Source organism: Castellaniella hirudinis, assembly GCF_042651965.1.
Taxonomy (GTDB): domain Bacteria; phylum Pseudomonadota; class Gammaproteobacteria; order Burkholderiales; family Burkholderiaceae_B; genus Castellaniella; species Castellaniella hirudinis.
Window position 1 is genome coordinate 33,830 of sequence record NZ_JBHSDY010000011.1, and the last position, 23,599, is coordinate 57,428.

At 64.2% G+C, this 23,599-nt stretch carries 17 protein-coding genes; 1 reads left to right on the forward strand and 16 read right to left on the reverse strand.

Annotated features, from left to right (window positions below; genetic code table 11):
- Position 1 precedes the first annotated feature (1 nt).
- The 10 genes from tssA to tssJ form a co-directional block, all read right to left on the reverse strand.
- Positions 2–1,666 (reverse strand): type VI secretion system protein TssA, encoded by a 1,665-nt coding sequence (gene tssA / locus ACFO0J_RS16685; RefSeq protein ID WP_376814218.1) that lies wholly within the window; start codon positions 1,664–1,666, stop codon positions 2–4.
- Positions 1,667–1,699: 33 nt separating this feature from the next.
- A complete protein-coding gene (locus ACFO0J_RS16690) occupies positions 1,700–2,476 on the reverse strand; it encodes a hypothetical protein (RefSeq protein WP_376814219.1) in 777 nt (258 codons plus the stop codon).
- 13 nt (positions 2,477–2,489) lie between these two features.
- The gene (gene tssH / locus ACFO0J_RS16695) at positions 2,490–5,153 is read right to left on the reverse strand and encodes a type VI secretion system ATPase TssH (RefSeq protein WP_417281880.1); all 2,664 of its coding nucleotides are present in this window, start codon (positions 5,151–5,153) and stop codon (positions 2,490–2,492) included.
- 169 nt (positions 5,154–5,322) lie between these two features.
- Positions 5,323–5,811, reverse strand: a complete 489-nt coding sequence (locus ACFO0J_RS16700) for an Hcp family type VI secretion system effector (RefSeq protein WP_376814221.1) — start codon at positions 5,809–5,811, stop codon at positions 5,323–5,325.
- Positions 5,812–5,891: 80 nt separating this feature from the next.
- Positions 5,892–7,376 (reverse strand): type VI secretion system contractile sheath large subunit, encoded by a 1,485-nt coding sequence (gene tssC / locus ACFO0J_RS16705; RefSeq protein WP_376814222.1) that lies wholly within the window; start codon positions 7,374–7,376, stop codon positions 5,892–5,894.
- Between the two features lie 59 nt (positions 7,377–7,435).
- Complete coding sequence (tssB, locus tag ACFO0J_RS16710) at positions 7,436–7,924, reverse strand: type VI secretion system contractile sheath small subunit (RefSeq protein ID WP_376814223.1); 489 nt, start codon at positions 7,922–7,924, stop codon at positions 7,436–7,438.
- 189 nt (positions 7,925–8,113) lie between these two features.
- On the reverse strand, positions 8,114–11,944 hold the full coding sequence (locus tag ACFO0J_RS16715) for a type VI secretion protein IcmF/TssM N-terminal domain-containing protein (RefSeq protein ID WP_376814224.1): 3,831 nt from the start codon (positions 11,942–11,944) through the stop codon (positions 8,114–8,116).
- Positions 11,941–12,615, reverse strand: coding sequence for a DotU family type IV/VI secretion system protein (locus tag ACFO0J_RS16720; RefSeq protein ID WP_376814225.1), 675 nt, complete (start codon positions 12,613–12,615; stop codon positions 11,941–11,943). Before ACFO0J_RS16720 ends, ACFO0J_RS16715 begins: the two co-directional genes overlap by 4 nt.
- A gap of 3 nt (positions 12,616–12,618) precedes the next feature.
- Positions 12,619–14,016, reverse strand: a complete 1,398-nt coding sequence (gene tssK / locus ACFO0J_RS16725) for a type VI secretion system baseplate subunit TssK (protein WP_376814226.1) — start codon at positions 14,014–14,016, stop codon at positions 12,619–12,621.
- Between the two features lie 9 nt (positions 14,017–14,025).
- Entirely contained in the window at positions 14,026–14,736 is a 711-nt protein-coding gene (gene tssJ, locus ACFO0J_RS16730) for a type VI secretion system lipoprotein TssJ (protein WP_376814227.1), read from the reverse strand.
- 160 nt (positions 14,737–14,896) lie between these two features.
- On the opposite strand from tssJ, the gene ACFO0J_RS16735 reads away from it, so the two are divergent.
- A complete protein-coding gene (locus tag ACFO0J_RS16735; protein ID WP_376814228.1) occupies positions 14,897–15,628 on the forward strand; it encodes a hypothetical protein in 732 nt (243 codons plus the stop codon).
- A gap of 56 nt (positions 15,629–15,684) precedes the next feature.
- On the opposite strand, the gene ACFO0J_RS16740 is transcribed toward ACFO0J_RS16735, so the two are convergent.
- The 6 genes from ACFO0J_RS16740 to ACFO0J_RS16765 form a co-directional block, all read right to left on the reverse strand.
- Complete coding sequence (locus ACFO0J_RS16740; protein ID WP_376814229.1) at positions 15,685–16,080, reverse strand: DUF4150 domain-containing protein; 396 nt, start codon at positions 16,078–16,080, stop codon at positions 15,685–15,687.
- A 7-nt stretch (positions 16,081–16,087) separates the two neighbouring features.
- Entirely contained in the window at positions 16,088–16,747 is a 660-nt protein-coding gene (locus tag ACFO0J_RS16745) for a DUF3540 domain-containing protein (RefSeq protein ID WP_376814230.1), read from the reverse strand.
- Positions 16,748–16,765: 18 nt separating this feature from the next.
- Positions 16,766–17,836 (reverse strand): pentapeptide repeat-containing protein, encoded by a 1,071-nt coding sequence (locus ACFO0J_RS16750; RefSeq protein ID WP_376814231.1) that lies wholly within the window; start codon positions 17,834–17,836, stop codon positions 16,766–16,768.
- Positions 17,837–17,865: 29 nt separating this feature from the next.
- Positions 17,866–20,289, reverse strand: a complete 2,424-nt coding sequence (locus tag ACFO0J_RS16755) for a DUF2169 family type VI secretion system accessory protein (protein WP_376814232.1) — start codon at positions 20,287–20,289, stop codon at positions 17,866–17,868.
- 3 nt (positions 20,290–20,292) lie between these two features.
- Positions 20,293–21,714 carry a hypothetical protein gene (locus ACFO0J_RS16760; protein WP_376814233.1) on the reverse strand — a complete coding sequence of 474 codons (1,422 nt, stop codon included), beginning with the start codon at positions 21,712–21,714 and terminating at the stop codon, positions 20,293–20,295.
- Positions 21,715–21,839: 125 nt separating this feature from the next.
- Complete coding sequence (locus tag ACFO0J_RS16765; protein ID WP_376814234.1) at positions 21,840–23,474, reverse strand: type VI secretion system Vgr family protein; 1,635 nt, start codon at positions 23,472–23,474, stop codon at positions 21,840–21,842.
- Positions 23,475–23,599 lie beyond the last annotated feature (125 nt).

Here is a 23,599-nt window from a genome sequence, read left to right on the forward strand (position 1 = left end):
GTCACCCTTGGGCCTTCAGGGCCCAGGTCGGGTCGATGGCCGCCAGTTCGCGCAGGGCTTTATGCGCGGCTTCGCGGGCCCTCTCGATCTGATCATCGTCCTGGCCCGCGTCATCGCGGGCCAAAATTTTTCGGGCCGTCTCCAGGTGCAGTTGCCAGGCCTGCCGGGCCAGTTCCGGCTCCCAGTCGGCCAGTTTGCGCTGCCGGCATTCGTGGGTCAGGGACGCCGCCAGCGCCAGCGGATCGGGCAGCGTGTCGTCGGACAAGGCCAGTTCGGCCTGCCATAAGCGCGCCTGGAATCGGTCGCGCCCGCTCCAGCTGGATTCGACCAGCGTCTGGTAGCAGGCCGCCGCTTCGTGGCGGCGACCCATGTCCAGGGCGGCGCGCGCCTGCCGCCGAGCCTGTTCCAGGCGGCTGGCGGGCAGGCCGGCTTCGCCGCCGCCGGCCTGGCGGCAGTCTTCCAGCCATTGCCGCGTCGCCTCGTCGGCGAAGGGCATACCGTCCGAAAAGCTCAGGAGTTCGATGCCGGGCAGCCGCTTGACGAAGGCCAGGGTGCTCTGGATGATGGCCTGCTGCATGGCCAGGCCCGCCGGGCCCAGCAGCGCATAGCCTCGGGCCGATTCGCGGTCCAGGTCCAGCCAGCAAGGGTGCATGGCGATGCGCGATTCACAGAATTCGATCAAGCCGTCGGCGTTGCCGCTGCGGATGATGGTGCCGAAGGCATCGCTGATGGCGACCGGCGGGGGACTCAAGGCGGTCAGGCCGTCTTGCGCCGGCGGCGGGGCGAGCAGCGGGCTGCGTGCGGCAAAGCGCACCATGTCGATCGTCAGCGGGTTCAGGCGGTCAATGGCGCGCAGGGCGCTGGCGATTGTGCTGATGTGGCTGAGCGCCGGTGCCAGCGCATTCAGCACGCCGTCCAGGTCTTCCAAGGCGCCCTGGGCCGGCGCATAGGTCGGAACGGGCGCCGGCGCGGCGCGGGCCGGCGCGGGGGCTGCCGCCGGCGCGGCCGTCGCGGGGCCGGCCGTGGAGGCCGTGCCGGGCGCGTCTGCCGATGCCGCCGCCGGAGCGTCTGTTGCGGGCTGCAGGGCGGGATCGGCGGCCGGCGCCGGGTCGGGCGAGGGCGCCGGCTCGATGACGGCCAGGCGGCGGATCTGCTGCACGAACGGTCCCAGCGGCTCGGAATCGGGATCCAGCTCGGCCAGCCGGCTGTCCAGGGTCTCGGCGGCCTGCACCAGGCTTTGGTGGGTTTCCTCGCGCAGCGGCGGCACATCGATGTTTTCGAGCCAGTTGCCGGCGCGCTCGATCCACCAGGACAAGGCGTTGCGCCGCCCTCGCAGCCGTTTGACGGGCGGTTGGGCGGTTTCCCAGTAGTGGCTGACCAGGCCTTCCTGGAGGATCAGGCCGGCGCCCAGGCCCTCGATCCCGTAGCGCATGGTCCAGGCGGTGGCGACCCAGGCGGCGACCATGAAGTCCTTCCCCTGGCTGCTGAACAGTCGTGTGCCCAGGTTTTCGACCTTTTGCCAGTCGATCTGCCCCGAACTGGTGGGGCTGGACAGTTTCTCGATTTCGGCGGCGATGGTCTCGTAGTCGGGGGTATCGCGGATATCGGCCCCGCCGGGTTCTTCCGGCGATACAGGCGCAAGCAGAGGGGTGACGTCGATGATCATCTTGGGATTCGGCGGGGTGGTGAGGACGGCGGATCACCCCAGGGCGATGAGGCTGACGGCATCGGGCTCGCCTTCAGGCAGCATGCCGCAGGCCAGCACATCGGGTTCTCCATCCAGGCGCGTGTAGTAGCTGGATTCGGGCTGCAGGCTGTTTCTGAGTCCCCAGGCGTGGAAGGACTGGCCGGCCGCCTCGAATTCGAGGCCCTGCAGTTCATATTCGTTGTGGGTGCGATCGGGCAGCCGGCCCGCAGGACCTACGGCATGGAAGTCGATGCGGGCCTGCTCGCCGGCGACGCCCGTCAGGGCGCCGCTGGCCGTTTGACCCGGCGCGGGATGGGATTCCAGCCAGATGCCCAGGCGCTCGTGGGCGTGCAGTCCCAGCCGCACCGGCCAGGCCGGCGCCACGGGGGCATGCAGGCGCGCCACCACCCGGGCCTGCCAGCGTTCGGGCTGGACGGCGGTCCAGTCGGCCAGCAGGGCGGTGCCGGGCAGCGCGGTGGGAGCCTGGGGACCGGACAGCAGGGTGTAGCCGTTGACGACGCGGCCCAGGCGGGTCTGCAGCGACAGCCGGAACAAGGCCAGGCCGCGCCGCAGCGCCGGCTGCGCGTAGCGTTCGGCCGAGCCGGTCACCAGCACCACGCCGGCATGGGCCTCGGCGGCTTCCTGGGCCGAGACCAGCCAGGACTGGGCCTCGTCGGGCCAACGTTGGCCCTTGATGGTCAGGCCGTAGGCCTGCAGTTGCGAGGCCGCCAGGCGGGCTGCCTGTTCGTCCTCGTCCAGACGGATCATCCAGACAGTGGGGGTCGCCATGGGGTTCCTATCTCTATTCGAAGCGGGCCGTGAACTGGCCGTGTGCGTCCGTATCGAGCACGGCGCGGCTGAGCGTGTCGGCCTCTGACATGCGCTCCAGCAAGGTGTTGGACAGCAGCGGCAGGATCGAGCCCCGGAGGATGAAGTCGATGTTGCGCGCGCCGGTCTCGACCTCGGTGCAGCGCTGGGTGATGGCCTGGATCGCGGCTTCGGAAATGTCGAGCGTGATCTTGTTGTTGCGCTGCATGCGCTGGACCAGCTTGTGCAGCTTCAGGCGCACGATGCCTTCCAGGGCATCGGCCCGCAGCATCATGTAGGGCACGATGGTCATGCGCGCCAGCAGCGCCGGCTTGAAATGATGGGACAGGATCGGCCGGATGGCCGCCTGGATGGCTTCGATGGGGGCCGGCTCGTCGCCTGCGCACATCTCGGTAATGACGTCCAGGCCCAGGTTGGAGGTCAGGAAGACCACGGTGTTGCGGAAATTGATCTCGCGGCCCTCGCCGTCGGAAAGCACGCCCTTGTCGAATACCTGATAGAACAGGTTGACGACGTCCAGGTGGGCTTTTTCGACTTCGTCGAGCAGCACGACGGAATAGGGACGCTGGCGCACGGCTTCGGTCAGCACGCCGCCTTCGCCGTAACCGACATAGCCCGGGGGAGAGCCCACCAGGCGGCTGACGGTGTGCTTTTCCTGAAACTCGCTCATGTTGATGGTGATCAGCGATTGCTCGCCGCCGAACATCAGATCGGCCACGGACAGCGCGGTCTCGGTCTTGCCGGTGCCCGAAGGTCCCACCAGCAGGAAGATGCCCATGGGCTGATCGGGATCGCGCAGGCCCGAGCGAGCCGATTTCAAGACTTCGGCCAGGGTGGCCATGGCGGTGTCCTGCCCCCGGATCCGCTGTTTGAGCGTGTCTTCGAGGGCCAGGGCCGTGCTGGCCTGGTCGCGCAGCATCTTGCCCAGCGGGATGCCGGTGCGGTCGGAGACGACCTTGGCGATGGTGTCGGGCGAGACGTCGATGAAGATCAGTTTTTCGTCGGCCTGCAGCGCCTCGAAGGCCTGTTCGGCCTGCACCAGTTCGGCTTCCAGGGCGGCGGCATCACGCGGCGTGCCAGTGTCCTGGCCGGCGGCGTCCGCGCCGCTGTCCTGCGTCCCGGCGCGCTGCGCGCGCAGGCGCAGAATGTGTCGGGCGGCGTCGAACTGGGCCTGGAAGCGGGCCTGCAAGGCGTCGAGTTCCGCCTGGGTGCGGGCGGCGTGCTCGTCGATTTCCTGCAGCCGGTTCGTATCGACGGCGATGCGGTTCTCGATGTCGCGCTGCAGGCCGCGTTTCTCGCGCTCCAGCATCTGCAGGGTGCGCTCGCGGTCCTCGATGAAATCGGGCTTGGACGACAGGTTCACCTTGATGCGGGCGCAGGCGGTGTCCAGCAGGTCGATGGCCTTGTCGGGCAGTTGGCGGCCCGTGATGTAGCGATCGGACAGTTCGGCGGCGGCGTGCAGGGCGTCTTCGCGGATGATGACCTGGTGCACCTGTTCGTAGCGCTCTTTCAGGCCGCGCAGGATCTGCACGGCCATGCCCACGCCGGGTTCGTCGAGTTTGACGAGCTCGAAGCGCCGGGCCAGGGCCGGATCCTTTTCGAAGTACTTTTTGTACTCGCTCCAGGTGGTGGCGGCGATGGTGCGCAGTTCGCCGCGCGCCAGCGCGGGCTTGAGCAGATTGGCCGCGTCGCTGGTGCCTGCGGAGCCCCCGGCGCCGATCAGCGTGTGGGCCTCGTCGATGAACAGGATGATGGGCGTGGGCGAGGCCTTGATTTCGTTGATGACGCCGCGCAGGCGGTTCTCGAATTCGCCCTTGACCCCCGCGCCCGCTTCCAGGGCGCCCAGGTCCAGGCCCAGCAGGGTGACGTTGCGCAGCAGTTCCGGGACGTCGTCTTCTGCGATGCGCAGCGCCAGGCCTTCGATGACGGCGGTCTTGCCGACCCCGGGGTCGCCGACGCAGATGGGATTGTTCTTGCGCCGGCGCGCCAGGATGTCCACCATCTGGCGTATTTCGGCATCGCGGCCGAAGACCGGATCGATCTTGCCTTCGCGGGCCTTGGCGGTGAAATCCTCGCAGAAGCGCTGGATGGCCGTGCCCTGGCGCTGGCCGTCGGCGCCCGCCTGGGCGCCCGGCGCGCCGCCGCTGCGCACGGCTTCGCCGGATTCGCGCGAGGCGGCTGCAACCACGCCCAGCAATTCCAGGATGCGGGGCTTGTCCAGGTCCTGCAACAGCCCGGCGTAGGTCGTGCCGGCGTAGAACGAGGCGCGCTGGACGAATGCCGCCAGCAGGGCGCCGGAACGGATGGACTGCTCGTAGAGATCGACTGAAGCGATCATCCAGGCATCGCCGAACAGGTCGGGCAGCAGGGGGGAGAATTGCGGCCGCCCCGTGTTGCCCGCCTTGAAACTTTCCAGGGCCTGGTCCAGGGCCCGCAGAACCCGGCCCGGGTCGATGTCGGCCTGTTTCAGGATCAGGTGCAGGTCGCTGCCCGGATCATCGAGCAGGCGCGCCAGCATGTGCTCTATCGTGATTTCGTAGTGTGTGCGGTTCAGGCAGAGACCGGCGGCGTTTTCCAGCGCGTCGCGGCAGGTGGGGTTCAGTCTGCTGACCAGGGACTTGAACTCGACGATAGGCATGCTGCCCCCAAAGGAATTGAGCATACCGGGCGGCGATCCGACCGTGTCCGTGCCGGGATCGCCGCCCGTGTGAGCGTGGGAATGGACGCTGCGCCTCGCCGGAACCTATGTTCCGGCGGCGCGGCGCATGGGGCGGCGGAGGTGTTGCGGCGCCGCCGCCGATGCGGGATCAGGACTTGGGCGCGTTCCAGGAATCCTGGGCTTCGATGCCGTCCGGCGTGAAAGTCTCGATGATGGTCTCGTAGGTGAAAGAGACCGCTTCCATGTGACCCATGGACTTGTTCGCCGGGTCGAGGCACATGGGGACGAATTTGTGCATCGAGGTGATGATGGCGTTCTTGATTTCGACGGTGTAGTAGAGCTCTTCTTTGCCCTGGGGCGAGATGCGGTAGTACTCGAGCTTGGCGTCGGTGAGCTGTTCACCCGAAGTCAGCGCCTGGAACAGCTTGGGCGAGGACTTGTCGATTTCCTTGGTGATGGTGAGCGGCCCGTGGATGCGCTTGCCCGTCGGCAGCCCGGTCTGGATGGACTTCGGGATCTCGATGGTGTGATCGACGGCCTGGACCAGGATCGTGTCCTCGTGGCCCTGGATGGTGCAGCTTCCGTCGATCTTGCCTTGGGTTTGTCCCGTCAAAGTGAAGTAGCCTGGCATTGGCATAGTAATGGTCTCCTAACCGTATTGCTCGTAGCGTGAGTGCTGCCTGTTGCGCAGCGAGGGTGGACGCCGGGGGGCATCCGTCATTTGCGGTCCAGCTTGCCCACCAGCGAGAGCGTAAAAGAGGCTCCCATGTACTTGAAGTGGGGGCGCACGAGCATGGACACGCGATACCAGCCGGGGTCGCCTTCGACGTCCTCGACGTTGATCTGTGCCGTGCGCAACGGCCGACGACTGCGGACTTCAGGCCCCGGGGCGTCCATGTCGGCCACGTACTGACGGATCCAGTTGTTGAGCTCGCCTTCGAGGTCGGCGCGTTCTTTCCAGGTGCCGATGTTTTCGCGCTGGAGCACTTTGATGTAGTGCGCCAGGCGGCTGACCACGAAGATGTAGGGCAGTTGCGTGCCCAGCTTGTAGTTGGTTTCGGCTTCTTTGCCTTCCTTGGTGTTGCCGAAGAATTTCGGTTTCTGGCAGGAATTGGCCGAGAAGAACGCCGCATTGTCGCTGTTCTTGCGCATGGCCAGGCCGATGAAGCCTTGTTCGGCCAGTTCGAATTCGCGCCGTTCGGAAATCAGGACCTCGGTGGGGATCTTGGTCTGGATCTCGCCCATCGCTTCGTAGTTGTAGATGGGCAGATCGCCCACCGTGCCGCCGCCTTGCGGGCCGATGATGTTGGCGCTCCAGCGGTAGTCGGCGAAGCTGGCGGTCAGGCGGGAGGCGAAGGCGAAGGCCGCGTTGCCCCACAGGAAGGCGCCGTTGCCGGCCGAGACGTCTTCCTCGTAGTTGAACTTCTTGGACGGCGTGGTGTCGTTGCCGTAGGGCGTGCGCAGCAGGAAGTGCGGCAGCACCAGGCCGACGTTGCGCGCGTCCTCGCTTTCGCGAAAGCCGTTCCACTTGGTGTATTGCGGCATTTCGAAGATCGAAGACAGATCCTTCAGGTCGGGCAGCTTGGCGAAGTCGTCCAGGCCGAAGAACTGGGCGCCCGCTGCGGCGATGAAGGGCGCGTGCGACATCGAGGCCACGCTGGCGCAGTATTGCAGCAGCTTGACGTCCGACGAGCCGGGACCGAATTCGTAGTTGGCGATGATGGCGCCAAAGGGCTGTCCGCCGAACTGGCCGAATTCCGCCGTGTAGCAGTTCTTGTACAGACCGGATTTGGTGACCTCGGGCGAGTCTTCAAAATCACTGAGCAGATCGTCCTTGCTGACGTTCATGATCTGGATTTTGATGTTCTCGCGGAAGTTCGTGCGGTCGATCAGGAATTTCAGCGAGCGCCAGGAAGATTCCAGCCGCTGGAAGTCCGGGTGGTGCAGGATCTCGTCGACCTGGCGGCAGAGCTTTTTATCGAGCTCGGCGATCATGTCGTCGGCCAGCGAGGCCGTGATGCGGTCCGTGGCGCGGGAAGGATCGAGCAGGGTGGAGATGAAGGTCTGGATGCCCTGGCGGGTGATGGCGTAGGATTCGTCGCCCGGGCGTACCCGGGTGGTTTCCAGAAGCTGGTCGATGAGAGAGCCGCTGGAGGCCTCGCCGGCCGCGGCTTCTTCTTGTTTGGTGGTTTCGTCGCTCATTGTCTCAATCCTGTGTTACGCGCCGTGCTTGGCGGTGTGGTGTGCAGTGGACCGCGGCATCATTTGTCTTCGATGCCGAGTTCCTTGAGCAGCTTGTCGCGCGCGCCTTCGTCCTGAACGAGTTCCTGGAGTTTCTTGCGGAAGTCGGGGATGTTGCCCAGGGGACCCTTGAGGGCCTTGAGCGCGCCGCGCAGTTCGACGATGCTGCGCAATTCGGGGACTTTCTCGACGATGCTGTCGGGTTGGAAATCCGCCAGGGAGTCGAATTTCAGGTTGACCGCGATGTTGTCCTCGGAGTCGGGTTCGAGGCGGTTGGCCACCGAAAGGTCCAGCGACAGGTTCTGCGCCTTGAGGACGTCGTTGTAATTGTCTTTGTCGACGTTGATGGGCGCGCGGTCCTCGACACTGCGGTCATCCTCGCGCTGGGTGAAATCACCCAGGATCAGCAGCTTGAGGGGGAGCTCGACCTCGGTCTGGGCATCGCCGGTCGCGGGTTTGTAGGTGATGTTGACGCGTTCCTTGGGGGCGACGGATCCTTCTGTGGCCATGACGATCTCCTGTTCGTGGCGTGCCGGATCGGATGCCGGGATGCGTGGTTCCTGCGTGGAAGCCAGGCAATCCCGCTGGCATTCGGGCTTATTTGTGGGTGTATATGCTTTGTTTCACTGGTTGAATTTTGTCGTATGCAGTACAGAGTGTCAATGTTTGAAAACTAAACCAGAGAAAACCCGAATGCCTCAAGAGGCGCGGGCAGGGCCGGTTTCGACGGGGCCGGCGGTTGCGCCTGCGGGCGGCAGTTTCAAGATCTGGCCCTTCATGATCAGGTCCGTGTTCTTGAGGTGGTTGAGCTGCTGCAAGGTCTGGACGTCGGTTTCGTATTGGCGCGCCAGCGAATACAGCGTGTCGCCGTCTTTGACGCGGTGGGTGCGTTCGGGCATCTGCTTGACGACCGGCGGCGGGGGCGGGGGCGGAGCGATGCGCTTCTGGGCGCGTTGCTGGATGTACAGCGGCAAGGGCGTGGCGGTCTTTTCGGGCGGACCTTCGGTCCAGCACTGGCCGATCCGCTCGGGCACCTTGATGGCCAGGCGCGCGGGCGTGGCGCCGACCACGGGCGTCGAGGTGTCGGCCAGATAATCCAGGTTGCTCGCCATGTTCAGCAACTGTTCCTGACCCGAGAAGTCATAGCGCACATGGATGGTGCGCACGTCCAGGGCTTCCAGTTGATCGCTCACCTGAGGGAAGTCCTCGGGGGTGAAGATGCGCTCGCCGTCCTGGAATTCGGCGATGAAGCGCGCCATGCCCATCGGACCCGGATAACGCTGGGTCAGCGTGAGGTCGTCGATGAAGATGCGCAGGGTCACGTCGCCGCACTGGTCGGGTGACCAGTCGAAGCTGTTGGTCACCGACATATTGAAGTTGTCGAGCGTGATTTCCTGCTGGGCGCACTGGATCGACAGGGTGACCGAATAAGGCTTGGCCTTGGCGCCTTCGTTGACGCCGATGGGCCGGGCGGTGATCAGGATGGTGGCGGATTTGCCCTTGGAGGATTCGGCCAGTTGCGAACGCACGACGGCTTCGACGCGGGTGTCCACCGAGCGGTTGAGGAAGGGCATGAAGGTGCTGGAGAACGGCAGTTCGTAGTCCTGATGGCGGGCCGGGACGAACTGGCTGGCCTTCTGCAGGACGAAGGGCTTGGCCGGTCCGTCCACAAAGGCCCAGACCGATCCTTTGTCGCCGAAGAGCTGGTCGTTGGTCTCGCGGGCGCTGACGGCCATCTGGGTCTTCCAGAGGACTTTTTCTTCCCATTCTTTCTGGGCGTAGCACGAAGCCTGTTCCAGCGCGTAGCGCGTCAGGACGCGCAAGGGACCGCCGATCAGTTTCCAGATCACCTGGTCGTCGGGCAGGTCAAAGCCCGAGGCCTTGCGGAAGGCGTTCAGGCTGTCCTGCGTGGTCTGCAGCGCCGAGGTGGTGGTCTCGGGGTTGACGCCCAGATTGAAGTAGTCGGCCATCATCTGGTAGGACTGGCCGGTGCCCTGCAGGGCCAGCGAGGCGGCGATGTCGAACTGGTGCGCGTAGTCGGCATAGGCCTGGACCCCCCGGATGGAGCGCCGGATGGTCGAACTGGCCGAGGCCGAGCGGTTGCCGCTGATCGGGCGCACGACGCGCTCGCCCACGGTGTTGATGGTCTCGACCAATGCCTTGGCCTTGTCCACCGACACCCCCTGGCTGGCTGCGCGCCGCATGGCCGGGAATTCGCGGGCGAACAGCATCAGGCCGGGCAGGTCTTCGTCCGGGATGCCGGCGAATTCCTCGCGCAGCCGGTCGATGAAGGCGTAGTAGGGGCTGGTGTCGGTATCGACCTTGGTGACCAGGTCGCGCCAGGCCGGTTCGTTGGCCAGCAGCAGTTCGCCGTCGTCGAAGGACCAGGCGAAGCTCTGCCAGGCGTTGAAGCGTTCGGTCTGGTACCAGGCCTCGAAGGCGCCGCGCTTGAACTGATAGTTGGTCGAGTTGCTCAGGGCCTGCTCGATTTCGTTCAGGAAGCCTTCGATCTTGCGCCGGCCCGCCAGCGTGAGTGCGGGCGGGATGCTGACGGCATTGGGGCCCTGGGACCCCGGCAGCCAGAATGCGCGCAGGGTCACGGGGCGGAGGTCCCGCTGCTTGTTGGCCCAGGTCACCAGCCACGCAAAACGCTCGGTCTGGGTGATGGCGCTCGATAGCGCCCTGCGGTCGGCCTCGAGGCCTTGCAGCAGCACGGGATCGTCGGGATCGCTCCAGGCTTTGTAGGCGGCGGACATGTGGGCCGGCGCCTGGGTCAGGTTGGCCGGCAGCTCCAGCCCGAGTATTTCGGAGAGCTGCTCGGGGGCCTGCGGCATTTTCAGGAGCTGATCATAGTCCGCGCCGTCGATGCGCGCCTGCGTCATGTTGATGCTGCGCGTCAGGGTGAGCAGGGCCTCGGCGTAGTCGGTCGAGCCCTCTGCCGTCTTGTCCCGCAGCGTCGGCAGAATGTCTTCGAGACGGTTTCTCTGCAGCAGTTCACGGAACCCCCGGACGTAGGTGGCCTTGATGTCGTCCTCGAGCTGTCTGAGATCGGGACTGAACGCCAGCCAGCGGGTTTGCCAGTTGCGCTCATGATTTTCGATCAGCTCGATCAGCCGCAGCAGTTCCTGGAGGGTGACCAGGCGCTGTTCGGCGGGCTGGTCGCCGATCAGGACGCCCATGGGGTAGGCGTCGCGGATGTTGGTCAGGCTGCTGCGTGTCTGGTGGTAGGACAGCATCAGGAACAGCAGGGCGGCCGCGAAGGTGCAGATCCAGAACACCGCCGCCAGATTGCGCGTGGCCAGCCGCCAGCGGTCGACGATGATGGTGGGGCGGAATGTGCCGCGATCGGCGGGCAGCACGCGCTCGAAAAAGTCCTGCAGGAAGGTGCCTTTTTCGGTGACCTGCGGCGCGTCCGTATTCTGGATCAGGCTGCCGAGCAGGCTGGGCAGGACCCCGCCGTCCTGGCGCGCGCTGCTCAGGAACAGGCCGCGCAGCAGGGGCTGCTCGAGATAGGGATTGTTGCCCATGCAGGCCGCCAGGAATCGCTTGAGCCCGCCCCGCAGGCGTTCGATTTCCTCGGGCAGGAGCAGCAGGGGGGCGCTCAGTTCGACCCCCTTGACGCCCATGTCCAGGCGCAACTGCTTCAGGCGCGCGGTGATCTGGTCGAGCGCCTGATCCGAGAAGCGGGCCTCGGCGCCGTCGCCGTCTTCGAGCGGGCCGACGTAGCCCATGGCCTGTCCCAGCGCTTCGGCGGGCAGGGTCTGCGCCCACTGCTCGAAGCCGTAGATCCGGTCGCACTTGGTGATCAGCAGGAAGATCGGGAAGCGTTTGTCGAACAGGCGGATCAACTGGTCGATGCGTTCGCGGATCACGTGGCCGTGGTGCTCGAGCGCATCGTCGCCCTGGAGCAGTTGTTCGGCGTTGATGGCGAGCACGAGACCGTTCAGGCCCTCTTTGAGGCGGTACTTGGCGAGCAGTTCGAGCATGCGCTCCCACTCGGCGTGGTCCTCGGGCGTGCCCGAGGCCGACACGTAGCGGCCCGCCGTGTCGATGACCACGGCCCGGTTGAAGAACCACCAGTCGCAGTTGACGGTCTGCGTGATCGGTTCGAAGTGGTGGCCGCCTTTGTTCAGCGAGCCCAGGCGCGAACGGGTGAGGGCCGTGGTCTTGCCTACGCCCGATTCGCCGATGACCATGTACCAGGGCAGGGCGTAGACGGGGTTGCCGAAGCGCCGCAGGCTGGAGCGCCGCAGCGTGGCGATGGCCTCTTTCCATTTGTGCGTGAGATCGGCTTGTGCGTTGGACTTGTCCTGCACGAGCCGGCCCGCCGCCTCGGAGGCGGCGAGCTTGACCCGCGAGCGCGACACCAGCCACAGGCGCTTGGCCAGCTTGATGCCGAAATAGGCGCCGATCACGCCGAAGAAGATCGCCAGGCCGCCCCAGGCCGGCCAGGACAGATACAGCATGACCACCCAGCTGAACAGGGCCAGGGCAATGAGCTGGAGCAGCCTGAAGAGCAGGTTCTTCATAGATTGACCGCCTCGCGGAACGTCTGGACCGCGTGGGTCAGGTTGGCGTGCATCACCAGCCCGACCGCGAGCAGGATCAGCGGCGGCAGGAGGATGAACAGGATGCGCCGCATGGGCAGGCGATCGAAGAATCCGCGGGAACCGGTCGCGGCGCCGCCCTTCTGGTTATAGGCCAGCGGGAAGAGATCGTGGCTGTTCTGGGCCAGGGCGGGGTCGTGCTGCTGCAGCAGGCGGTATTGTTCGATCCGGATGCCGGCCAGGCCGGAGGCGTCGGGCGAGATGCTGTAGCGTCCCTCGAAGCCCAGGCAGAGGCACAGCAGATAGACTTCGCGCAGGGCCGAGTCCTTGGCCTCGATGCCTTCGAGGCGTTCGAAGAATTCGCGGCCCGCCAGGCCGGTCTTGAAATAGCGTCGTTGCAGCAGGAAGCGCTGCCAGGCGTGCTCGTTGTCCCAGGCCCGCGAGCGCGCGATGCGCTCGTCGATCCAGGCGGCGACTGCGAACAGCGCGTCCTGGAAGCGGGACAGTTCGATGCCGTCCTTCAGGGCCCGCACCCGGGCCTGGTTGATGAGCCCGTCGATTTCGCCGGACAGCGCTTCGGGCGTACGTCCCGAGCCCGGGCCGAAGGCCTGCACGAAGGCGGTCAGCGGGATGAAGTAGTCGGTGAGCGTCATCGGTCAGCCTCGCAGAATGACGACCTGGGCGCGCAGATCCGCCGGGGACTCGGGCCAGAACAGGCCGATCTCGGCCGCCTGTTCGATGAGTTCCCATTCGTCGCTCATCTGTTCGATGCGGAAATAGCGCGCATTGGCGCGCTTGGGCATGCCTTGAGGCGGCGTCGAGACCTCGATCATGTCGATGCCGGGCAGGGCGTGGTCGATCATCTTGGGCAGGGCCTCGGGGGTGGCCAGGCGCGCGACCCGGAGGAAGTCCTGGCCGCCGTCCTCGCCGATTTCCGAGGTCTGGATCACGAGGTAGAAGCGGTTGCGCGAGCCGAAATATTCGCGCGGGATGGCGCCCACCAGGTAGTTGTCCTGGGGTTCCAGGGTGACGCGGAATTCGGGGCCGACGGAGATTTCGCTGAGCAGGCGGTTGATCAGGCGGCGCGCGGCGTGAAAGCAGGCGTACAGCCGCTGGTGATCGTAGGGCGGCAGGCCCTCTGCGTCGCCGGGCGCGTCGCGGCGGCGGCCCACGGCGTCGTACTGGTCGGAGAAGGTGCTGATCTCGCCCACGCATTGCCGCAGGATGCCATAGACTTCCCAGGGGTGGATCTGATCGGTCTCGGTCAGATGGATCAGCGTGGGCACCATCCGGTTCAGCGCCTGCAGCGATTGCATCAGGATGAAGAAGTCGGCGTCCAGGTCCTGATGCAGCATGTCGCGCGGCGCCTTGTATTCGGCGAGCTGGCGCATGCGCCCGGACATGTCGTCGCGGATGTCTCGCACCAGATCCTGCAGGGCTTGGGAGCCCGACATGGCGTAGCAGGGCGGCACGCTGTCGGCGCTGAGCTTGACCGTTTCGTTGTCGCGGATCAGGCTGCCGATCGGAATCAGGTCGTATTCGTCCAGGGCTTCGAGTTCGGGGCCGAAGAAAATGCGCACCGCGTTCATCACCACGGGAATGTGCGCGGTCGGACCTTCGCCGTAGAAATCGGGCGTGGGCTGGCCGTTGGCTTCGGAGACGTAACGCGTCTGGACGGCAGCGGCGTCGCTGAACGTATCCACGACGGTGGCGTTGGGCGTGACGATGGAAAATTTCTTCAGGCCCAGGTAGACGTCGAGCGGCTGGTCGGTGTTGGTCCAGATCTTGTCAAAGGACCGCGGCGGAATGACGGCGTTGCCCGGGAATTCGACGTAGGTGTTCTGGGCGAAGATCAGGCGGGCGCGGCGGACCTCGACCGTGTGGGCCGACAGGGACTCGGGCGCGCATTCGAGTTCGCCCACGCCCCAGAAATGCGGGGTGATGAGGTCGAACAGGGGCTTCTTCAGGAATTGCTGGTGCAGTTCCTGGCGCTGGAAATGCTGGGGCTGCAGAAACAGCCCCTGATGCCAGTAAGTTGCCGTCCGGAAGTCCATTGAAGATCCTTATTCTTTCCTGAGCTTTCTGGCGGCGCCGGTGGATGCTTCGGCGTCGGTCAGGGTTTTTTCGTTGACTTCGATTTCAAGTGTCGCGGTCTCCAGCGGCACGGTTTCGACATTGGGTTTCTTGTCGGCATCGAAGGTGAGGCTCTGCGCATTGGCGATGCGCGCGCGTCCAAGCTGCAGACGCAAGGCCAGATGTGCCGGTTGAGCCGTGTAGGTGGTGCTGACCCAGCCGCTGCTGTCGATATTCAGCGGGATGCGAAAGAGCCGCGCCGAAGTCGCCGGGTTGAACACGTAATATCCCGCCACGATACCCACATATTTGGCGTCTTGCACACGGTCGATATCCAGGATGGTCCGCTTGCCCGGACTGACGACGTAGCGATCGAGCTGGAGGACGTCCTGGCCCGCATCGCCCGTGGCAAGGATGGTTTTCAGTTTGTCGGCATTGCCCAGCAGCGCCATGAAGGCCTTGGCGTCCTCGATCTGGAACACGCCCATGACCAGCGTGTGCGGCTGGTTGACGTAGGCATTCAGGTTGTCGTCGGAGGCCAGTTCGATCTGGATGGCTTTGGCGGCGTACTCCCAACTGACTTCGGCCTTGGCTTCTTTCTGGGTATTGCCGCCCATGGCGGAATTCACGCTCGAACAGCCCTGGACCAGGAGCAGCGTGCCGGCCAGGGCGAGTAACAACAGTTGTCGTTTGTCAGGCATTCGAGTCGGAAGCTTGCAAGGTCCGGGGTATGAAAATAAACTGCCTTGGTACTGGAATTCGCCCCCCGAGTGAGTGGGATTATAGCCCATGCCCATCCGCCGTATCCCCAGCCTCCGGCATCGCACCCTAGGGAAATCATGTATTTGCATGATTTACTCGATGTCTTTTCTAGCTTTGAGCACGGCGGCTGCACAGACCGGTCCGGGCCCGGCGTACGGTGCGCGACAGATTGGGCCGGACGGCAAAGTGCCGGTCCTGGCGGTCACACATGAAACAATCGCCAAAACACGGAAAGAAGATGTCTGCTGGGATACCATCGTCAGCGACCGCGAGCGGGCTCGACAGCAATACGAGAACCAGTCCTGGGCGGTCAAATACTGGAAACCCATCCTGGGCGGTGTGCTGGGCGGCCTGGTCGGCTTTCAATTCACCCGCAATTACACCGATCACAGCAAAAAATGGATCTATCCGACGGTGGCCGGCGGCATCGGCGTCGGCGCGGTCGCGGGGCCGGGCATGGTGGCCGGTTCCTATGGACTGGGGACATTGGCCTATACGTACTGGCCGGGCAAGCTGCCCCTGGTGGCCGCAGCCTCGCTGATCGGCGGGATCCTGGGCGACGGCCTGTTCAACTGGCTGTTTCCGGACGATCCGTCCAAGGACCTGATGGCGCCGACGCAGCCCGGGCAGTTCCTGGCCGAGCAGCGTTTCTACATCCAGACCACCTGCGTGCCCAGGGTGCGCGTGGAATACACCGTATCGCCTTTTTTTCGCGTGACCTACGAATATCTGGGGGAACGCCGCAGCGCGCTGTTCCATCACTATCCCGGTGACAAGATTGCGCTGGACGCCGCGGGCCGGCCGGTCAAGGAGTTCAGGCCCGAACCCTGAGAGGCACCCGGGGATGCCGGGGACGGCGCCGCCGGGTCTGCGCGGCGCACGGCTGATCAACTGCAGTCGACCTTGAACTGGCTGGGTTTGATCAGCGTGCCGAAGGTGTTGCCTTTGTTTGATTTGGCGCTGTCGCCCAGGCGCACCACGGGCTTGCCCTGGAACTTGACCTTGAAGCTGGCGGTGACGAACTGGCATTCGCCCATGATGCCGCCCGAGACCAGGCCGCCGCCGGCGGTGCCGGCGGTGTCGCCGTTGCTCAGGGGGATCTTGGAGGACTTGACGACGGCCGGCGCCCCGTCGACCAGCACCTTGGTGGTGGGCGGGTTGGCCAGGCTCGTCATCGCCTGATTGGGATAGGGGAGCGGGATGGGGCCGGCCGGCGACGGCGTCTTGCAGACGTCGGGGAAGCAGAAGATCTGGGCGGATTTGATGGTGGCGGCGAAGGGCATGGTGTGTTCAACCCAGGTCGATTTTCTGGCCGTCGATCTTGACGAAGCCTTTGGCTTGCGCGGTGATGTGGCCGGCCTTGAGCCGGTGGTCGTCGCGCACCGTGGTGCGGCTGCGGCCCGCGCGGGTCTCGTCCAGGCCGTCGACGCTGCGGAAGCTTTCGAGCGCGCGTGACAGCAGCCGCCCTACCTTGGACGACAGGGTCTTGGCCGCGTATTCGATGCGCACGGCGCGGGCTTCCAGGGTGTCGAACCAGCCTTGCCAGTGCTTGACGGTGGTGTTGGCGCTGACGGCGGCGACGTCGAGGTGGCCCGTCTGCAAGGACAGGGTTTCGCGGCCCGCCAGTTGCAGGGACTTGGTCTGCCAGCAGACCTCGCCGTCGCGGCTGTGGATGTGGCCGCCGCCCGGCAGGTTCAGGCTGGAGTCCTGCGGCCCCGGGCGTTCGAGGATGGCGAGGATGTGGCCGTTGTCCTGGGCCGGGTCGTGGGACAGCAGCACGGTATCGCCCGCCCGGGGTTCGATCAGGCAGCTATAGGCTTGCCGGGCCTGGGGGCAGGCGGGGTCTTCGAGCAGGAACACGCCGTCCCGCACGTCACTGACGCGGGTGCTGAAGGTGCGCGTTTCCGTGGCGTGGCGGACGGGTCTGAGGGAATGAACGTTGGCGGCCATGGTGGACTCCGGCGGCGATTACTGTGGGGGCGCCCAGTGGTCCTGGGGAGGTGCCCAATTTTCAGCTTGGAGGCGCTCCGGGTTGGTGCGAAGCGCGTCGTTGAATGTGGTGCCGTCCCAGAGGGTTTTTTCTTCTGACAGTCCGTGCAGGTTGCAGATGTTCAGTGCGCCGTTGCGGAAACTGGCCTGGTCCAGCACCATGTGCGACAAATCGCAGAGCTTGATCGAGGCCCCGTCCCAAACGCTGCTGCGTGCCTGGATGCCGACCAGGGTGCAGGTGGTAAAGCGGGTATCGGTGCAACGTGCTGCGTTGAGGGTCGCCTGGGTAAAATCGCAGAGTTCAAACTGGGCGTCGGAGAGGTCGGCGGCGCTCATGTCCGCCAGCGCCAGGCTGACGTTTTCGGCATGCACGCCTTTGAAGCTCGCGCCCATCAACTTGGATTTGGCGAATTGCGTCTGAGACAAGGAGGCATTCGAGAAATCGGCATTTTGAAGATCGGCCTCGATGAAGAGCGTCAAGGTCAGGTCGCACTCCGGGAAACGCTGGCCCGCCAGCCGCGCATTCATCAACATGGCCTGTTCCAGTGTGTTGCCCCGGAAGGTCGCCTGGCTGAGATCTGTCTCGATCGCCATGAAGCGTGCCATATTCGCGCCCGAGAAATCGACGGCTTCGAGCGTGCTGCGGTTGATCTTGGCCAAGGACAGATCCGCCCCGCCGAGAGTGGTCCGGCGCAGTTCGCATTCGTCCAGCATGGCGGCGGATAAATCGGCTTTTTCGGCCTGGACATCGTTGAGGCTGGTCCCGGCCAGGCTGGCGGTTGTGAAACTGGCCTCTGTCAGCCGTGTCTGGTCGAGCCGGCATGCGACCAGCGAGGCCCCTTCAAAATTGGCCTGTGTCAGGTTGGCACCGGTAAAGTCGCAGTTCTGCAGATCGGCGCCACTGAAATTGGTCTCGCTGAGATCGGCATTTTTGAAATCGACCTGACGGAAGATGATGGTCGAGAAGTCGGTACGGGCCAACAGGGCGTCGGACAAATCGGCATTTTCGAGCACGCCGTCAATGATCCGTGGAGCTGGAGTGGGAGGCATGGCAGTTTTGATCCGTTGAGTTCGTCGGCTCAGAGACTGAGAGTCGTGGCGCCCAGATTGGCGTCTTGCAGGTTGGCTTCGTCCAGGATGGCGTTCATGAAGTTCGCAGCATACAAATTGCTGGCCTGAAGCGCGCAGTGGCCCAGGTTGGTGTGGATGAACGAAGCTTCCATGAGGTTGGACCGGCTGAGATTGGCGTGGCGCAGATCGGCGCGATCAAATACGGCTGAACGCAGGTCTGATCCATGCATGAGGACACTGGTCAGGGAGGTGTCCGAGAAATCAGCCTGTTGGGCTTTGATGCCGACGAGCGTGGCGCCATCCAGGGTGGCGCCCATCCAACAGATCTCGTCCAGGATGGCCTCTTGCAGATTGGCCCCTGACCATATGGTGCCTGGGCCGGCCTGGCTCGCACTGAGGTCACAGCGAGGGAGGCTGGTGTTGGTGAGATCCGCCTGTGTAAAGTTGCCGGCGACGCAACTTGCATGGTCGAATCTGGCCTGCTTCAGCCGGGTTCCCGAAAAATCCGCCCGGTCGAGGCTGGCGGATTGGAAATCGGCGCCTTCGAGATTGGCGTGAGAGAAATCGGCATTCGTCGCCTGGACTCGGGCGGCCTTGACGCGCTGGAGCCAGGCCCGGCTCAGGTTGGTCTGATGCAGGCTGGCGCCCGTGAGATCCGCGCCGGAGAAGTTGGCTTCATTGCAGTCGCTGCCGTCCAGTCGGGCACCCTGGAGGTTGGCGCCCGCGAAGCTGGCCTGGTCCAGAGTCGCTTGCGTCAATTGACCGCCTGCGAGGTTGGCGGCATCGAAGGTGGCGCCCTGGAGGTTGGCGCCCTCCAGCGTGGCGCCCTGCAACTGTGCGCCCCGCAGATTGGCCCCCATCAGCATGGCATTGGAAAAGTCCATGCCTGCCAGATCAAGACCAGCCAGATTGGCCTGGCTGAGGTCCAGGCCGCTGCAGGTCCGCCCTTGAGACATGTGGGCTAAAACGGTCTGGCGATTGTGTGAGGCCAGATGTTCGTCGCCGAGTGCTGCCGTGTGGCCCGATTCGATAGGCGCGATGGGGGCTTCCTGGGCGGTTTGCACCCGGCTGGGGCCGAGCGCTTCGAGCCCGGGGCGTGGCGATGGTGAGTGGCTGAGGGCGTCCTCGCTCGTCAGCAATGCCAACAGGCCTTCGATTTCGTTCAGAAAACCGCTCAGCGATCCATTGCGCTGTGCAATGATCTGCGCGAATCGTCGTGTGTGCGGATTTTCCTGTAGCTGGCGTTGCAGGCTGGCCTCGTCGATGTCATGCGATTCGAGTGCCTGCTGGAACAAGGCCTTTTGCTCGCGGACCTTTTCCAGCAGTTCCTGGCCTGACAGGTCGGCGTATTCGTCCTGGAGCGTGTCGAGGTCCGGGATGTTCCGGAAGGCTTCGGGCGCCGCCAGACGCAGGCAGCGTTCCGTGTAGTGTTCGATCGGAAGTTCGGGCGTGTCCTGCGGCTCGAACTCTGCGTAGAAGCAATTGACGTCCCTGGCCTCCGGCAGATTGACGGTGATGGCCGCGCGGTAGATCACCAGCCCCAGATTTTGCTCCGGCAGCAGCCAGAGCGTATCCGCATGGACGTACAGTTCGAGAAAACCGGGCTCGCCGTCCGGCTTGGTTTGATGGATGAAGAATCGCGGGCGCAGCGCCGGCACCTGGCCATGGAGGTCCGGGTGTTCGGGGTGCATGTTGCGGACGAGGATCTGCTCGCCGCCCTTCCAATAACCCTGGATTTGCTGGTCTTCGGGCGCAGCCTGGAAAAAGCGAGGATCGACCTCCGCAGGCAGATGGGGCCACCGGTTTTTGAGCCAATCCTCGCTGAAGTCGCCCAGATGGCCCGCCCGTTGCGGGCCGTCCGGCGGCAAGGGGCCCAGGCAGGCAGGCGCCGGATGGTCCGACGCCGAGGCGATCAATTGGCCGGGATACTCGATATTGGGCAATTCGGCGCCGTCCGTGACGTCCGCTCCCTTGCCCTGTGCGTTGGCGGGGACCTCGGCGCCGCCGAATGCATGAGCCAGGGTGACCGGCATCCGGTCGAAGGGCCGGGGGGATGAGATATGGCCGCCCGGGCCATAGCGCCTTTCACCGAACACGGCCAATTGCTTGCTCAACGTACCGGCCTGGACGTGCACGGCCACGGGCTGCATGAGATGCCCCTTGGGGGGATAACAACATCCGGCGACGAGCAGCTCGCCTCGTTGTTTGGGCCATCCTTCGTCGAACACGTCCTCTTTGCCCAGCACTTGCTGGATGGCGGACCACAGTGAGCCGAGTGCCGGCGGCTCGGGATGCCCGGATGCCGACAGAGCGAATGGTGTGATCAGCCCAAGTGAAAGGACGGTCTGGCCGGGTTGGGGACTGAACAGATGGTGGATGAGCTCGGTACTGTCCGGCTTGAAGGTCTTCAGGGAAGGCAGGATGGCGTTCATGGGCTACTTTGTGCCGGACTCGCTTGTCTTGGCGGCGACTTCGTCGACGGTCGTCCGAACCGCGATCAGGGATTCCTTGAGGGTTGTCAGCGCCTGTTCTTGCAGTTGCTGTTTGGTGCTCAGTGTCTTGAGGGCAAGTGCGTCGCTGTTGAGCTGAGCATCCCACAACGTGGCCTTGCTCTTGATGCTGGTGAGCTCTGCCGAAGTCAGTTGGGGCGCGCCAGGTTCCAGGATCGTCAGCGCCCCTCCGATCTTGACGCCGGAACTGCTGAGTTTGATGCTGATGCTGCCGAATTTGAGTTCGACCCCGGCGGTTTTGCATATGAGCTGGTTGCCTCCGGTGCCAAAAGAGCTCGCTTTGGCTTCTAGGCTCATTGCCGAGCCGCCGCCGCCGATGGCCGTGATCTTGCCGGCCCCCGCATCCAGTGACATCGTGGTGCCTGCCTTGGCTTTCAGCCGGACACCGTCCTTGTCTATTTCAGCCACAGAGGCTTTGTCTTTGACCTGCAGGGTGTGCTTCTTGGCGATGTGCCTGGCGTTATCCGACGCGACGTGGACGGCATTCTTGCCCCAGGACTTGATGTCGCCGTCGGCATAGAGTTTTAAACGGGCGCCGGGTACGTTGGCCCTGCCTGGCTGCTTGTCGAAGCCGATGATGGATGGGCTGTCATCGACCATATTGAAACCCAGGTTCTGGGTGGAGGTGCTCAGATCGATGCCGCTTTCATCCAGCGTGGCCCCCGAAGAGGCGGTCTTGCCTAGCGGTGCGATCCCCAGAAATGCGGCGGACTGCTTGTCCAGGGACAGCACGGCGTTCGGGGCGGCGTTGGTCTGGCTCTTCTTGTAGCGTGCATAGATGAGGAGGAACATGGCTGCGAGATTCGCGATGATCGTGAGGGCTGAGGATAGATAGCCCATCGGGAATGTGCGAAACCCATGCAGCGCATCGGAAACTTCAGCGTCTTTGGGGATCTCGACTTCCCCTTTGTCATTTAATTTACCGTTGACCGTCTGGTCGATCAGCCGGCCCAGGGCCAGAACGGCAAAGGAGACCGCTACCGCCGACTGGGCGCCGACCAGAATCCAGGTCAGGAACTCTAGCCGCTTGAGGGTGGCGACGTCCGTGGCGTCGGCTGCGCCGACACCGGTTACCGCGCTGTCTGCATAGAATTCGTTGAATTTCTTGGCGATGGAAAAAGAATTCTGTTTTTTGATCGTAAAGGATTCGCCGACCGCGACATCGACGCCGGCATTCAGCGCCAGGGCGGTCTTGATGCCGATCGCAAGAGAGGAACTGGCGCCGATGGAGAAATCGGTTTTGACCCCGTAGGTGAACGACGCCGAGGATTGCGCGACGACTTTGGTCTCGCCTTTGCCAACCCACAGGTTGACATAGCCATTCGTGAATTCGCGTTTGCCTGACATGCGTTGAGCCTCTTGGCGATGAAAAAAGAATGCGGTTTTTTTTGATTAAACAGATCGCGCCGACCGCGGCGGAAACGCGGGCGCCGACGGAGCGATCGATTTTGCCCCTGTTCTGACGGCCCTGCTCAGGGGGTCGCCTTGACGACGTCGGATGGATTGCTCAGCGGGCTGGGCGGACTGCTGCTGGCGGAATCGGGGAAGTCGCCAAGGTAAATCATCGAGTTTCCGACCGGCGAATACATCGTGATGGCTTGCTTGCCCGGGGTGTCGATCATCTGCAGCGCATTGCCCCCCACCGTCCGGATGCCGTTGGTGGCTGCATTCCGGTCGCGGATGATGCTGGGGGTCTCGGAATTCGGGACCGCGCTCAGGATGATGGGCTGATCGGGGTCGCCCTGCAAGAACGCCAGCAGCACCTCGGTGCCCTTGAGCAGCGGGAAATGCATGCCTTCGTATTTGCCGGCATACGGTGTCGCCATGCGCAGCCACGACGAGCCCTTGTTGGCGGCCTTGTCGGAATAGTCGTACAGCAACTGGACCTTGTACTGGCCGTATTCGTTGAGCTCGGCCAGCTCGCCGCTGCCTTCGGCGTCGATGACGGCGCTGAGCACCCCGTCGATGCTGGGGCGCGGGGTGAGTCTTTCGGGGCGATATTGCAGATTCGAGGCGATGGCCTGGAACGTGCAGTGGTAGATCGACCCCTGCTCGCCGTCGTTGTAGGCGGTGTTCTGGCCGGCGAGGACGACGCCTGCCTGGGTGCCTTGGTGGGTGACCTCGGTGACCAGATAACGGGCGTTGAAGTCCTTGCGGAAGTGGCTGTTGACGTCCAGGAAATGGCCGCAGCGCACGCCGATCGCCGGGGTTTCGCCCGAAAACACCGTACCCCGTGCCGCGATTGCCTCGGCGCAGATCTGCGACAGGCGCTGGGCATCGGCCTCGGTGCGCAGGTTCTGGCCATACAGCATGTATTCCCCGTTGCCGCCGCCCTGAATCTGCGTATCGGATTTGAGGTTGTCCCCCAGGCTGGCGCGCCGATAGTTGAAGTCCTGCACCAGTGCGGCGCCGGGCAGGTGGGTCTTGCGGCAGGTAAAGGCCGTCACGCAACTGTCCTGGCGGTCGGTCTGCACCTGCTCGGGCGGGGTGTAGCGCAGGTCCAGGGCCTGGGGCGGCTGGGCTTCTTTGTAGTCGACGATGGTCAGCACCTCGCCGGCGGCGTTGCTGTCGTGGTCGAAGTAATAGTAGAGGCCTTCCTGTTCCATCCAGCGCGAGATGAAGGCCAGGTCGCTTTCCTGGTATTGGCAGGTGAAGCTGCGGCCTCGGTAGACAGAGGGGTCTTTGAGCTTGAGGGCGATGTCGGGGCCGCGCAGCGCGTTGCGTTCGAGCACCGTCTGGATGATTTCAGGCACCGACTGTTCGCTGAGGTAGATTTCATTGAGCCGGTTCAGCCCGGCGCGCCAGAGGCGCGGCACGAGGGTGGCGCGGTAGAAGTAATAGCGGTCCACGCCGCCCAGCTGCTCGAATCGTGCGAGCATGCCGCGATAGGGGATGGAGGTGTTCAGGTCGCGCGAACGGATCGTCAGGGTTGCGGCGGCGTTCAGGGCCGCGTCCAGGTCCATGTCCGGGTCGTCGCTGACCAGCGTAATGTCGAATTCGAACATCCGCGAGATCGCCTCGCGGCCCTCGAAGCGGACGACGCGCAAGGGGATGTCGGAACTGTCGAGTTCGAAAGTAAAAAGCAGTTCCTTGTCGGAAATCGCCATCGGATCACCTTCTTTTTGCTGTCTCTCTCAGTTTCAAAGCTTACACCAAGATGCGGACGCGGGTCTTTACTTAGCCCGTTCCTTTTTAGATGTCAAGATTTTTTGGGCCGGCAAATCGGCCCTGA